7 protein-coding genes are annotated in these 12,875 nt (G+C 63.8%); all 7 read left to right on the forward strand.

Annotated elements, in window-relative coordinates:
- Positions 1–34: 34 nt before the first annotated feature.
- The 7 genes from PVW48_RS00390 to PVW48_RS00420 all read left to right on the forward strand — a co-directional run bounded on the left by PVW48_RS00390 (position 35) and on the right by PVW48_RS00420 (position 12,828).
- Positions 35–2,101, forward strand: a complete 2,067-nt coding sequence (locus PVW48_RS00390) for a TRAP transporter large permease subunit (RefSeq protein ID WP_338020460.1) — start codon at positions 35–37, stop codon at positions 2,099–2,101.
- Between the two features lie 14 nt (positions 2,102–2,115).
- On the forward strand, positions 2,116–3,816 hold the full coding sequence (gene dld, locus PVW48_RS00395) for a D-lactate dehydrogenase (RefSeq protein WP_274579781.1): 1,701 nt from the start codon (positions 2,116–2,118) through the stop codon (positions 3,814–3,816).
- A gap of 228 nt (positions 3,817–4,044) precedes the next feature.
- Positions 4,045–6,702, forward strand: coding sequence for a pyruvate dehydrogenase (acetyl-transferring), homodimeric type (aceE, locus tag PVW48_RS00400; protein ID WP_012178638.1), 2,658 nt, complete (start codon positions 4,045–4,047; stop codon positions 6,700–6,702).
- An 81-nt stretch (positions 6,703–6,783) separates the two neighbouring features.
- The gene (gene aceF, locus PVW48_RS00405; protein WP_274579783.1) at positions 6,784–8,058 is read left to right on the forward strand and encodes a dihydrolipoyllysine-residue acetyltransferase; all 1,275 of its coding nucleotides are present in this window, start codon (positions 6,784–6,786) and stop codon (positions 8,056–8,058) included.
- A 12-nt stretch (positions 8,059–8,070) separates the two neighbouring features.
- Positions 8,071–9,813: a dihydrolipoyl dehydrogenase gene (gene lpdA, locus PVW48_RS00410; RefSeq protein WP_274579784.1), complete on the forward strand. Its 1,743-nt coding sequence runs from the start codon at positions 8,071–8,073 to the stop codon at positions 9,811–9,813.
- Between the two features lie 258 nt (positions 9,814–10,071).
- Positions 10,072–11,004: a sulfotransferase family protein gene (locus PVW48_RS00415; protein WP_274579785.1), complete on the forward strand. Its 933-nt coding sequence runs from the start codon at positions 10,072–10,074 to the stop codon at positions 11,002–11,004.
- 105 nt (positions 11,005–11,109) lie between these two features.
- Positions 11,110–12,828 carry a hypothetical protein gene (locus tag PVW48_RS00420; RefSeq protein WP_274579786.1) on the forward strand — a complete coding sequence of 573 codons (1,719 nt, stop codon included), beginning with the start codon at positions 11,110–11,112 and terminating at the stop codon, positions 12,826–12,828.
- Positions 12,829–12,875 lie beyond the last annotated feature (47 nt).

The raw sequence follows: 12,875 nt of genomic DNA on the forward strand, positions 1-12,875 counted from the left end.
GCGTCCGCCATTCAAGGACCAGAGGAGAGGAACGATGGCGGTGGACATCCCCCAGATCGAGGACCCGCTCGAAACCTACGAGCATATTCTCGAACACGAGGAGCGCGACAGGCAGCCGGTGGCGGTGGCGCTGGACAATGCGGTAAAGGGCGTGGGCCATGTGGTGATGTGGGCCAATATCGCGCTCATTTCCGCCATCGTGGCGCAGGTGCTGTTCCGCTACCTGCTGAACCAGAACTTCCCCAAGCTGGACGAGATCCAGTGGCATTTCTACGGCGCGGTGACGATGATCGGCATCTCCTACGCGCTGGTCACGGACAGCCATGTGCGGGTCGATCTCTTGCACATGCAACTCAGCCGCCGGTCCCAGCGGATCATCGAGGTGCTGGGCATCCTGTTCCTGCTGGTGCCGCTGATCTACCTGATGGTGGACCAGGGCTGGGATTATTTTTACGAGAGCTACCGGGTGAACGAGCGCTCCGACAGCCCCACGGGTCTGCCCCTGCGCTGGGCGTTCAAGGCTATCATTCCCATCAGTTTCGTTTTGCTGGGCATCGCGGCAGTGGCGCGGTTGATCCATGATGCCCATGCGCTCTGGGTCGGGTACGAGGATGAACGTCCGGGCCGTGGGCTGGGTGTGGTGCTGATGGCGCTGCTGGCCTTCGCGGTCGTGGGCTTCGGTCTGAGTTTCCTGGTGGAGACGACGGAAGAGAAGCTGGTGGTGGCGATGTTCATCACCTTCATCGCGCTCTTGTTCACCGGGTACCCGGTGGCCTGGGTGCTGTCGGGGGTGGGTGTGGCCTATTGCGGGCTCGCGTTCCTGTTCGACAACGACCTGATGCTGTGGACCGGGCTGGAAGGCACGCTCACGGGGCTGGATTACCTGACCCTGGGCGCCACGGTGAACCGGGTCTATGCGACCATGTCGAACGCGGTTCTGGTGGCCCTGCCGATGTTCATCTTCATGGGGCTGATGCTGGACGAGAGCGGGGTCGCGGAGCGGCTGATGACCTCGATGCAGCGGCTTTTCGGCAAGACGCGCGGCGGGCTGGCGATCACGGTGACGATGATCGGGATCATCCTGGCGGCCTCCACGGGGATCATCGGCGCATCCGTTGTGCTGCTGGGGGTTCTGTCCCTGCCGGCGATGATGCAGCAGAAATACTCGCCGCGCCTGGCCGCGGGGGTCGTGTCGGCCTCGGGCACCCTGGGCATCCTCATTCCGCCGTCGATCATGCTGGTCATCATGGCGGACCAGATGGCGCTGTCGGTGGGCGATCTGTTCATGGCCGCGGTGTTCCCGGGGGTGATCATCGGGGGGCTCTACCTGGTCTATATCTTCGTGATCTCGTACCTGAAGCCCGACGTGGCCCCGGTGCCGGAGGGTGCGCAATCGCCCGATTGGCAGGCGGTCAAGGATGTGATGGTCGCGGTGCTGCCGACGCTGGGCCTGATCCTGGCGGTGTTGGGGTCGATTTTCGCAGGTATCTGCACGCCGACCGAAGCCTCGGGCATCGGCGCGCTGGGCGCGACCCTGCTGGCGCTCGGCTATCGCAAGCTGACCCTGCACAAGCTGGTCAATGTGCTGGTGTCGACCTTCAACACCACCGCCTATATCTTCGCGATCTTCCTCGGGGCGACGGTGTTCTCTTACGTCCTGCGCGAGCTGGGCGGGGACGCGTTGATCGAGCACATGATCGCGGCCACGGGGCTGGGCCCCAACGGCACGATCCTGTTCATCCTGTTCATCGTGTTCCTGTTGGGCTTCGTTCTGGACTGGATCGAGATCACGCTGATCGTGCTGCCGCTGATGCGGCCCATCGTGAACGCGCTGGGCATGGATATCCCCGGTTTCGGGGTGCTGGATGAGCCGACTCTGGTGTGGTTCGTCATTCTTGTCGCAGTCACCTTGCAGACATCATTCTTGACTCCGCCGGTCGGGTTTGCCCTGTTCTATCTCAAGGGAGTTTGCCCGCCGGAGATCAAGCTGCTGGACATCTACAAGGGGATCATCCCGTTTGTCCTGCTGCAGCTGACGGGGTTGGCGTTGGTGTTCCTGCTGCCTGCGCTCGCAACCTGGCTGCCGTCGGTGGCCTACTGATGGAGGCTGGACGCATGACGGACCCGGAGCTGATCGAAACCCTGCGCGGGATCGTCGGGGCCCGGCACCTGATGACCGACCCGCGCAAGACCGAGCGGTTCCGCAAGGGGTTTCGATCGGGCGAGGGCGAGGCGTTGGCCGTGGTCCAGCCCGGCACCATCCTGGAGCAGTGGCGCGTCCTGCAGGCCTGCGTGAAGGCGGACAAGATCGTCATCATGCAGGCGGCCAATACCGGGCTGACCGAAGGCTCCACCCCCAATGGCGGGTATGACCGGGACGTGGTGCTGATCAACACCCGGCGGATGGACCAGCTGACGGTGCTGGACGGTGGGCGGCAGGTGGTGAGCCTGCCGGGTGCGACCCTGTTCGCGTTGGAGAAACTGCTGGCCCCCTTGGGCCGGCAGCCCCATTCGGTGATCGGGTCGTCCTGCATCGGGGCGTCGATCGTCGGCGGGGTGTGCAACAATTCGGGCGGCGCGCTGATCGAGCGGGGGCCGTCCTATACCGAGCTGTCTCTTTTTGCGCAGATCACGGCGGACGGGCAGCTGGAGCTGGTCAATCATCTGGGCATCAACCTCGGCGAGACGCCCGAAGAGATCCTGACGCGGTTGCAGGAGGGCAGGTTCGCCGACGCGGATGTGGAGTATTCCAACAAACAGGCCTCGGATACCGAATACGCCACCCGCGTGCGCGATGTGGAGGCCGACACGCCCGCCCGGTTCAACGCCGACAAACGGCGGCTGTACGAGGCGGCGGGATGCGCGGGCAAGCTGGCGGTGTTCGCCGTGCGGCTCGACACCTACCCCAAGAATGACGCCGAGCAGGTGTTCTATATCGGCACGAACGACCCCGACGAGCTGACCGAGTTGCGCCGCCACATGCTGGCGGAGTTCAAGTCCCTGCCGGTGTCGGCCGAATACATGGCCAGAGAGATCTTCGACATCGCCGAGAAATACGGCAAGGACACGGTGATGATGATCAACTGGCTCGGCACCGACAAGCTGCCGATGTTCTTTGCCATGAAAGGGGCGGTGGATGCGCGGTTGAACAAGCTCGCGTTGACGCGCGGGTTCACCGACAAGTTCATGCAAGCCGCCAGCGCATTGGTGCCGCGGCTGATCCCCAAGCGGATGATGGCGTATCGCGACCGGTTCGAGCATCACCTGATCCTGAAGATGCGCGATGAGGGGATCGACGAGGCGCGCGATTTCCTGGGTGCGTTCTTCGCGGGGCGGGGTGGCGATTATTTCGAGTGTACGCCCAAGGAGGGCAAGATCGCCGGGCTGCACCGGTTTGCCGCCGCCGGTGCGGCGATCCGGTACCAAAACATCCATGCGGACCAGGTGGAGGATATCCTTGCGCTGGATATTGCCTTGAAGCGGAACGAGCGTGCCTGGCTCGAAGAACTGCCGCCGCATATCGCGGACAAGCTTGTGCACAAGCTCTATTACGGGCACTTCATGTGCCACGTTCTGCACCAGGATTACATCGTCAAGAAGGGCGTCGACGTGAAGGCGCTGAAGGCGGAAATGCTTGAATTGCTTGACAAACGGGGTGCGGAATACCCCGCCGAGCACAATGTCGGACATCTTTATGGAGCCAAACCGGACCTTGCTGCGTTCTACAAGAGCGTGGATCCGACGAATTCCATGAATCCCGGGATCGGGAAGATGTCGAAGTGCAAGCATTACGGCGCAAAACGGGAGGAAGTTTAATGTTGAACCATTGGTATGCATCAGCTGCGTAGCGCTATGCATCTGGCAGGGGTTCTGACCTAACGGCCCCCGTGTTACCCACACATCATCACGCGGCATGCGTTGATCGCACGGCCCCGGTGGGGGTCGAGCGGGAGGGAGGAGGAATTTCCCATCCGGTTACAGCGATTGATTTAATGCTGAACGAAATGGCTGGGCCGCAGAGTCCGGACCAAGGGACAGAGGATCATGACGGACACCAAGCACGATATCGACCCGGTGGAATCCCAGGAATGGCAGGAAGCCATCGAGGATGTGATCGCCCGGGACGGCGCGGATCGCGCCCATTACCTTCTGGACAAGGCGGTGCAGCAGGCCCGCGCGGCGGGCGCGACCCTGCCGTTCTCGGCCACCACGCCCTACCAGAACACCATTCCCGCCGATGACCAGTACGACTTCCCCGGCGACCTGGAGATGGAATGGCGGATCCGCACCATCAACCGCTGGAACGCCATGGCCACGGTCGTGCGCCGCAACAAGGTCAGCTCGGAATATGGCGGGCATATCGCGTCCTTTGCGTCCTCGGCGGTGATGTATGATGTGGGTCTGAACCACTTCTGGCGCTCGAAATCGGCGATCCACGGTGGGGACCTCGTGTTCTTCCAGGGCCATGTGATCCCGGGGATCTATGCGCGGTCCTTCATGGAAGGCCGGATCAGCGAGGAGCAGCTGGAAAATTTCCGCTCCGAGGTCGACGGGTCTGGCCTGTCATCCTATCCGCACCCGTGGCTGATGCCGGACTACTGGCAGTTCCCGACCGTGTCGATGGGGCTCGGCCCGCTCATGGCGATCTACCAGGCGCGGTTCATGAAATACATGCACAGCCGGGGCCTCATCGACATGGCCGACCGCAAGGTGTGGTGTTTCCTGGGCGATGGCGAGATGGACGAGCCGGAAAGCCGGGGCGCCATTGACCTCGCGGTGCGCGAGGGGCTCGATAACCTGATCTTCGTGATCAACTGCAACTTGCAACGGCTCGACGGGCCGGTGCGCGGCAATGGCAAGATCGTGCAGGAGCTGGAAGGCGACTTCCGCGGCGCGGGCTGGAACGTCATCAAGCTGCTCTGGGGCAAGGGCTGGGACGAATTGCTGGAGAAAGACGTCTCGGGCCGGTTGCGCCAGCTGATGGACGAGACCGTGGACGGCGACTACCAGACGTTCAAATCCAAGGACGGCGCCTATATCCGCAAGCATTTCTTTGGCAAGTATCCCGAGACCGCGGCGCTGGTCGAGGACTGGACCGATGAGCAGATCTGGGCGCTGCGCCGGGGCGGGCACGACCCGCAGAAGGTCTATACCGCGTTCAAGAAGGCGACCGAGACCAAGGGGCAGCCGAGCTGTCTGCTGGTCAAGACCGTGAAGGGTCACGGGATGGGCACGGCCGGCGAGGGCCAGAACACCACCCACCAGCAAAAGAAGATGAACGAGGAGCAGTTGCGCGCCTTCCGCGACCGCTTCAAGATCCCTGTCAGCGACGAGGATGTGGGCAAGGCCCCGTTCGTGGCGCTGAACAACGCTCAGAAGGCCTATATCCTGGAGCGGCGCAAGGAGCTGGGCGGCGAGTTCCCAAAGCGCGAATGGCGCGATACGCCCAAGCTGGAGATCCCCGCGCTGGAGGCCTTCGGCAAGGAGCTGAAATCCACCGGCACGCGTGAGATTTCGACCACCATGGCCTTCGTGCGGATCCTGACGACGCTCTTGCGCGACAAGAACATCGGCAAGCAGGTCGTGCCGATCGTGCCGGACGAGAGCCGCACCTTCGGGATGGAAGGCTTGTTCCGGTCCGTGGGGATCTACAACCCGATGGGGCAGACCTACATCCCCGAAGACCGGGACCAGATGTCCTATTACAAGGAGAGCGAGACCGGACAGGTCCTGCAGGAGGGCATCAACGAGGCCGGGGCCATGGCCGACTGGATTGCGGCGGCCACGTCGTACTCCAACCACGGCGTGCCGATGATCCCGTTCTTCATCTACTACTCGATGTTCGGGTTCCAGCGGATCGGCGACCTGGCCTGGGCGGCGGGCGACAGCCGCGCGCGGGGCTTCATGCTGGGCGGGACCGCCGGGCGCACGACGCTGAACGGCGAGGGGCTGCAGCACGAGGACGGGCATTCCCACATCCTGGCGGGCACCATCCCGAACTGCATCAGCTACGATCCGACCTTCAGCTACGAGGTGGCGGTGATCGTCCATCACGGGCTCAAGCGGATGTATGTCGAGCAGGACGACGTGTATTTCTACCTGACGCTGATGAACGAGAACTACACCCATCCGGACATGCCGATGGGTGTAGAAGAGGACATCATCAAGGGGCTTTACCGGTTCTCGAAAACCGCCAAGCCGAACAAGAAGCATGTCAACCTGATGGGGTCGGGCACGATCCTGGTGCAGGCGATCAAGGCGGCCGAGATGCTGAAGGAAGACTTCGGCGTGACCTCGGACATCTGGTCGGCGACCTCGATGAACGAGCTGGCCCGCGACGGTCAGGACTGCGCGCGGGCCAACCGGCTGGACCCCCTTGGAGATCAGAAGGTGCCGTTTGTCACGCAACAGCTTGAAGGGGTGACCGGACCGGTCATCGCGGCCACCGATTACATGAAGAACTATGCCGAACAGATCCGCGCGTTCGTGCCGCAGGACTTCACGGTCCTGGGCACCGACGGGTTCGGGCGGTCCGACAGCCGGGTCAACCTGCGCCGGTTCTTCGAGGTGGATTCCAACCACATCGCCGCCGCGGCCATGGTCGCGCTGCACAGGCAGGGGACCGTCACCGATGCGGTGCTGAAAAAGGCGCTCGCCCGGTACGAGATCGACAGCAACAAGCCGAACCCCCGTCTGGTGTGATCGGGACGCGTCCGTCCGGCCCGGCCTGCGCGCGGCGCGGGACAGGGCCGGCGGATGCCAGGGAATGAGAAGGACAAGACAATGGCAATCGAAGTAAACGTGCCCGATATCGGCGATTTCACCGATGTTCCGGTGGTCAGCATCCTGGTTTCGGTCGGCGATGTGGTCGCCGAAGAAGACCCCTTGCTGGAACTGGAGAGCGACAAGGCGACCATGGAAGTGCCCAGCCCCGTTGCGGGCAAGGTGGTCGAGATCAAGGTGGCCGAGGGCGATACCGTTTCCGAAGGTACGCTGATCATGATGATGGAGGCCGAAGATGGCGCGGCGGGCGCCTCGGAGCCGGCGCCTTCGGCACCAGCCGCCTCGGCGCCCGCGGCCCCGTCCGCTGCCGCGCCCGCGGCCCCCACCGACCCCAAGCCTGCGCCGGTGACCGATGCGGGCTTCGGCAAGGCCCATGCGAGCCCCTCGGTGCGGGCCTTCGCGCGATCCCTGGAGATCGATCTGAGCAAGGTGAACGGCACCGGCCGCAAGGGGCGCATCCTGCGCGAGGATGTGACCGCCTATCTGAAATCCAGCACGGCGCCTGCACCCGCCAAGGGGGGTGCTGCGTCCGGGGGCATGGGCATTCCGCCGATCCCGGTGGTGGATTTCTCGAAATTCGGCCCGGTCGAGGACGTGGAGATGCCGCGGATCAAGAAGATCTCCGGCCCAGCGTTGCACCGGTCCTGGCTGAACATCCCGCACGTCACCCATAACGACGAGGCGGACATCACCGAGCTCGACAAGTACCGCAAGGAGATGGACACCCAGGCCAAGGAAGACGGCTACCGGGTGACGCTTCTGTCTTTCGTGATCAAGGCGAGCGTCTCGGCATTGAAGACCCATTGGGAATTCAACAGCTCGATCCATCCCGACGGCGACAAGCTGATCAAGAAGGCGTTCTACAATATCGGCTTTGCGGCGGACACGCCCAACGGGCTGATGGTGCCGGTGATCAAGGATGCCGACCGCAAGGGGCTGGTGGAGATTTCCAAGGAGCTGATGGAGCTGTCGGCCAAGGCCCGTGCGGGTGAGTTGAAAGGCCCTGACATGCAGGGCGCGACCTTCACCATCTCGTCGCTCGGCGGGATTGGCGGGACGTCCTTCACGCCCATCGTCAACGCACCCGAGGTGGCGATCCTGGGCCTGACACGCTCGAAGATGGCGCCGGTCTGGAATGGCGAGGAGTTCGTGCCGCGCCTGATGCAGCCGCTCTCGCTGAGCTATGACCACCGGGCGGTGGACGGGGCCCTGGCGGCGCGGTTCTGCGTGACGCTCAAGACCCTGCTCGGCGATATGCGCAAGTTGATGTGGTAAGGAGACGGACCGATGGAGATTAAAGTACCCGATATCGGGGATTTCACCGATGTGCCGGTCGTCTCGATCCTTGTGGCCGTGGGCGACACGGTGGCCGAGGAAGACCCGCTGATCGAGCTGGAGAGTGACAAGGCGACCATGGAGGTGCCGTCACCGGCCGCCGGTGTCGTCAAGGAGATCAAGGTGGCCGAGGGCGACAACGTCTCGGAAGGCACCGTGATCATGGTGTTCGAGAGTGCAGGCGCCGAAGAAGCCCCGAAAGGGGCTGATGAGGCCCCCGCAGCCGCCGCTGCCCCCCAGGCAGTGGCCGCGACCGGCACCGCGACCGGCCCGGGGGATGTGCATGGCGAGGTGGTGGTGCTGGGCTCCGGCCCCGGCGGTTACACCGCGGCGTTCCGGGCGGCGGATCTGGGCAAGAAGGTCGTTCTGATCGAGCGCTATCCGTCTCTGGGCGGGGTCTGCCTCAACGTCGGCTGTATTCCGTCCAAGGCGCTTCTGCATGTCGCCAAGGTTATCACCGAGGCTGAAGAGATGGGCGCGCACGGCGTCAGTTTCGGCAAGCCGAAGGTGGATCTGGATGAATTGCGCGCCTTCAAGGACAGCGTGATCGGTCAGTTGACCGGCGGCCTGGGCGGTCTGGCCAAGGGCCGCAAGGTCGAGGTCGTCACCGGCTATGGCAAGTTCACCGGGCCGAACATGATCGCGGTGGAAGGCGAGGATGGCGTCACGACGGTCAGCTTCGACCAGTGCATCATCGCGGCAGGCTCCGAGCCGGTGAACCTGCCGTTTCTGCCCGAGGATGACCGGATCATCGACAGCACCGGCGCGCTGGAGCTCAAGGACATCCCCAATCGGATGCTGATCCTGGGCGGCGGTATCATCGGGCTGGAAATGGCCTGTGTCTATGACGCGCTGGGCTCGGACATCACTGTGGTCGAGTTCATGGATCAGCTGATGCCGGGGGCCGACAAGGACATCGTCAAGCCGCTGCACAAGCGGATCGAGGGCCGGTACGAGAACATCCTGCTCAAGACCAAGGTGACCGGGGTCGAGGCGCTCAAGAAGGGGCTGAAGGTCACCTTCGAGGATGCCAAGGGTGAGCTCACCACGGACACGTTCGACAAGGTGCTCGTGGCCGTGGGGCGCAAGCCGAACGGCGCGCTGATCGATGCAGAGAAGGCCGGGGTCGCCGTGGACGAGCGCGGCTTCATCGCCGTGGACAGCCAGCAGCGCACGGGTGTTGCGCATATCTTCGCCATCGGTGACCTGGTGGGCCAGCCGATGCTGGCGCACAAGGCGGTGCACGAGGGCAAGGTCGCGGCAGAGGTCTGCGCGGGTCACAACCGCCATTTCGATGCGCGGCTGATCCCCTCCGTGGCCTATACCGACCCTGAGGTCGCCTGGTGCGGCGTGACGGAGACCGACGCCAAGGCCAAGGGCATCGCCTACGAGAAGGGGGTCTTTCCCTGGGCGGCGTCTGGGCGGTCCCTTTCCAATGGCCGGTCCGAGGGGATTACGAAGCTGCTGTTCGATCCCGAGGACGACCGGGTGATCGGGGCCTGCATCGTGGGCACCAATGCGGGCGACCTGATCTCGGAGGTGGCGCTCGCCATCGAGATGGGCGCGGATGCGGTCGATCTGGGCCATACGATCCACCCGCACCCGACCCTGTCGGAGACGGTGAATTTCGCCGCCGAGATGTTCGAGGGCACGATCACCGACCTGATGCCGCCGAAGAAGAAAAAGGCCCACTAGGCTCTCTTAGGGTCAAGACCCGGACGCCGTGCCCCCCGGGGCGCGGCGTCTTGCGTTGGGGGTGCGGGGATTTGTTAACCGGGGCGTGCCAGAACCGGCAGTGCGGCGCGGTCCGGGCGCGCGGGGCTGCCACAGTCTGTCCCGTTTGCCGCGAATTCCGGTCCCGGCGCTTTGCGCAGCACGGGGGCTGTGGTTCTGTGCGTCATCCAGGATTTTCGGCGCCCGGCCCCGGTGCGCCCCATTTCAGAGGTTGATTTCATGCCCGATCCCGTCGTTCTGCTTGGCCCCGGACGCTCTTTCACGACCATTGCCGCGGGGATGCTCGGCCAGCATCCACAACATTACGGGATGCCGGAGCTGAACCTGGCCTTGGGCGACACGGTGGGGGAGTTCCTGGCCATGACCATGGGCGGGCGCAACGGGCTGGCCCACGGGATCGTGCGGGCGATGGCGCAACTGGAGTTTGGCGAAGTCACCGCAAGGGGCGTGGAGGAGATGCGCGCCTTTCTGCACGCAAACCGGGACATGACCACGCGGGAGTTGATGGCGGCGCTCCAGGACATGGTGGCGCCGAAAGCGATCGTCGAGAAAAGCCCGGCAATCGCGGCGGATGCGCATTTTCCGTTCCGGCAGGAGCAGATCCTGCCCGGGGCGAAATACATCCACATCACCCGCCACCCGATGTCCGCCGGCCGGTCGATGATCGACGCGAAGTGGTACACGATGATCCTGCGCTCGCCCGTGGGCGACTCCTGGGACCGGCGCACGGACCCGCCGGTTCTGGATCCGCAGGTGCATTGGTTCGAGGCCCATGAGCGGCTGCTGAACTTCCTCGACACCATCCCGGCGGATCGGCAGATGCGGCTGCGCGGCGAGGACCTGCTGGCCGATCCCGACACCTGGCTGGCGCGGATCTGCGGCTGGCTCGGGGTGGATACGGGCCCTGCGGCGATCGAGGCGATGAAGCACCCCGAAACCTCGCCCTTCGCCCGGCCCGGGCCACAGAATGCCCAATGGGGGGGCGACCCGAGCTACCAGGACAACCCGGCCCTGCGGCCCTACACCATCAAGCCCGAGCGGCTGAGCGGGCCTTTGCCCTGGCGCGAGGATGGGGTCGGGTTCGCCGATCACGTGATCGAAATGGCGCAATTTTTCGGCTATGAGGATGGCGGGCCGGCGCAGGGGGGCTGAAACCCGCGTCGGGAAACCATTGGTTTGCAAATTCGTGTCAAACCGTGGTTGAGTTTGGCAGGCCCGGTCGGGACCTGACCACGCACGCATGAGAGGAACGGATCGGTGAGCACGGGATTCGAGGCGATAACGGCGCAGGTCAAGCTGGTGATCTGGGACCTGGACGAGACCTTCTGGCAGGGCACCTTGTCCGAAGGGGGCATTACGCCGATCCCGGCCCATGCAGAGATGATCAAGACGCTCGCGGATCGCGGGATCATGTCGTCGATCTGTTCCAAGAACGATTTCGACACCGCCAAGGCGGAGTTGGAGAGGCTCGGCGTCTGGGACTACATCGTGTTTCCCCATATCGATTGGACCCCGAAAGGCCAGGCGATCAAGACCATGCTGTCGGCCATGGGGTTGCGGGCGCCGAACGTGGTGTTTCTCGACGACAATCACATGAACCTCGAAGAGGCCGCGTTCTTCAACGAGGGGCTGATGTGCGTGGATGCGACCCAGCCGCTCGCCGGGCTGCTGGATCTGCCGCAGATGAAGGGCAAGGACGACCGCGCCCATTCCCGGCTGGCCCAATACAAGATGCTGGAGACCAAGCAGGCCGCGCAAGCCGAGGGTGCGCTCGACAACATGGCGTTCCTGCGCCAGTCGCAGATCCGGGTCGAGATTATAACCGATCTGGAGCCGCATATGGACCGGGTTCTGGAGCTGATCAATCGCACGAACCAGCTGAACTTCACCAAGAATCGGGTGGAGACGCCGGAGGCGCGGGCGGAGTTGGACGCGCTCCTGGCAACCTCGGGGGTGCATGCGGGGCTGGTGCGGGTGACGGACCGTTACGGCGATTACGGGATCGTGGGCTTCTTTGCCGCGCGGGTGAAATACAGTGGCACAACCGTGCATCATTTCTGCTTTTCATGCCGGACGCTCAACATGGGGGTGGAGCAGTTCGTCTGGCAGCGGATCGGTGCGCCGGAATTCGACGTCAAAGGCCCGGTGGCAAGCCAGCTGGACGCAGGCGCGGAGGTGGACTGGGTCGCGGAGGCGTCGTCGTCGGATCAGGTGTTTTCCGAGCAGGACGATCGGACCCTGTGCCTTGTCGGCGGGTGCGACCTGCTGCAGGTGTCGTTTTACTGCGGCACCAACCGGCATGAATTCGTCAACAAGGAAGATCGCGGATACCTCGTGCGCTATGACGATCCGGGGTTTTTCCTGAACCCGCGCAAGCCTTTGAAACATGATCAGACGTTGAAGAAGTTTCCCACCTGGTCCTGGCAGGACATGGAGGACCTGGATGTTGCCTTGGCGGACTCCGATGTCGTGCTGCTGTCGCTCTATTACGCGGTGCCGGGCGACACGTTCTTTACCTTCGGCGGCAAGGAGTGGGGCGGGGAATACCTGGTCAAGGTGCCGCCGCGCACGCTGAAGAAGTTCATCAAGTCCGACCAGGCGTTGTGGTTTGCCAAGTCCTTCTATCACCGGCGCTACACGCTGGAGGAGAGCCTTGAGCTGACGCGCCGGAGCATGGAGCGGGCGATGAGTCTCGTGAAGCCGGACGCACAGGTCTTTGTGCTGACGGCGGCGACCAAGACCGGGATGCAGGCGGAGCGGACGGGCGAGATGCGCGCGGCCTATAACGCGATGTGCAAGGCGTTCTGCGCGGGCCATGCCCAGGCCCATCTGGTCGATCTGGACGAGGTCCTGCTGGAAGAGGATTTCCAGGACAGCGACCACTACACGCGCGCGGGCTATTTCAAGATCGCGAAATGCGTGAACGACTACATGGCCGACCAGTCGGGGGCCGCCGCGGATGTCGCGGCGGAGTAACACGCCTGTGCGGTCCGGTGCCGGGAAAGTGGCTCCCATGATGTGAT

Source organism: Dinoroseobacter sp. PD6 (assembly GCF_028807315.1).
Taxonomy (GTDB): Bacteria; Pseudomonadota; Alphaproteobacteria; order Rhodobacterales; family Rhodobacteraceae; genus Dinoroseobacter; species Dinoroseobacter shibae.

Excerpts from the sequence above, each read along its gene's own strand:
- PVW48_RS00390 (WP_338020460.1), top strand. The coding sequence starts at position 35 with ATGGCGGTGGACATCCCCCAGATCGAGGACCCGCTCGAAACCTACGAG.
- aceF (WP_274579783.1), top strand. The coding sequence starts at position 6,784 with ATGGCAATCGAAGTAAACGTGCCCGATATCGGCGATTTCACCGATGTT.
- PVW48_RS00415 (WP_274579785.1), top strand. The coding sequence starts at position 10,072 with ATGCCCGATCCCGTCGTTCTGCTTGGCCCCGGACGCTCTTTCACGACC.
- lpdA (WP_274579784.1), top strand. The coding sequence starts at position 8,071 with ATGGAGATTAAAGTACCCGATATCGGGGATTTCACCGATGTGCCGGTC.
- dld (WP_274579781.1), top strand. The coding sequence starts at position 2,116 with ATGACGGACCCGGAGCTGATCGAAACCCTGCGCGGGATCGTCGGGGCC.
- aceE (WP_012178638.1), top strand. The coding sequence starts at position 4,045 with ATGACGGACACCAAGCACGATATCGACCCGGTGGAATCCCAGGAATGG.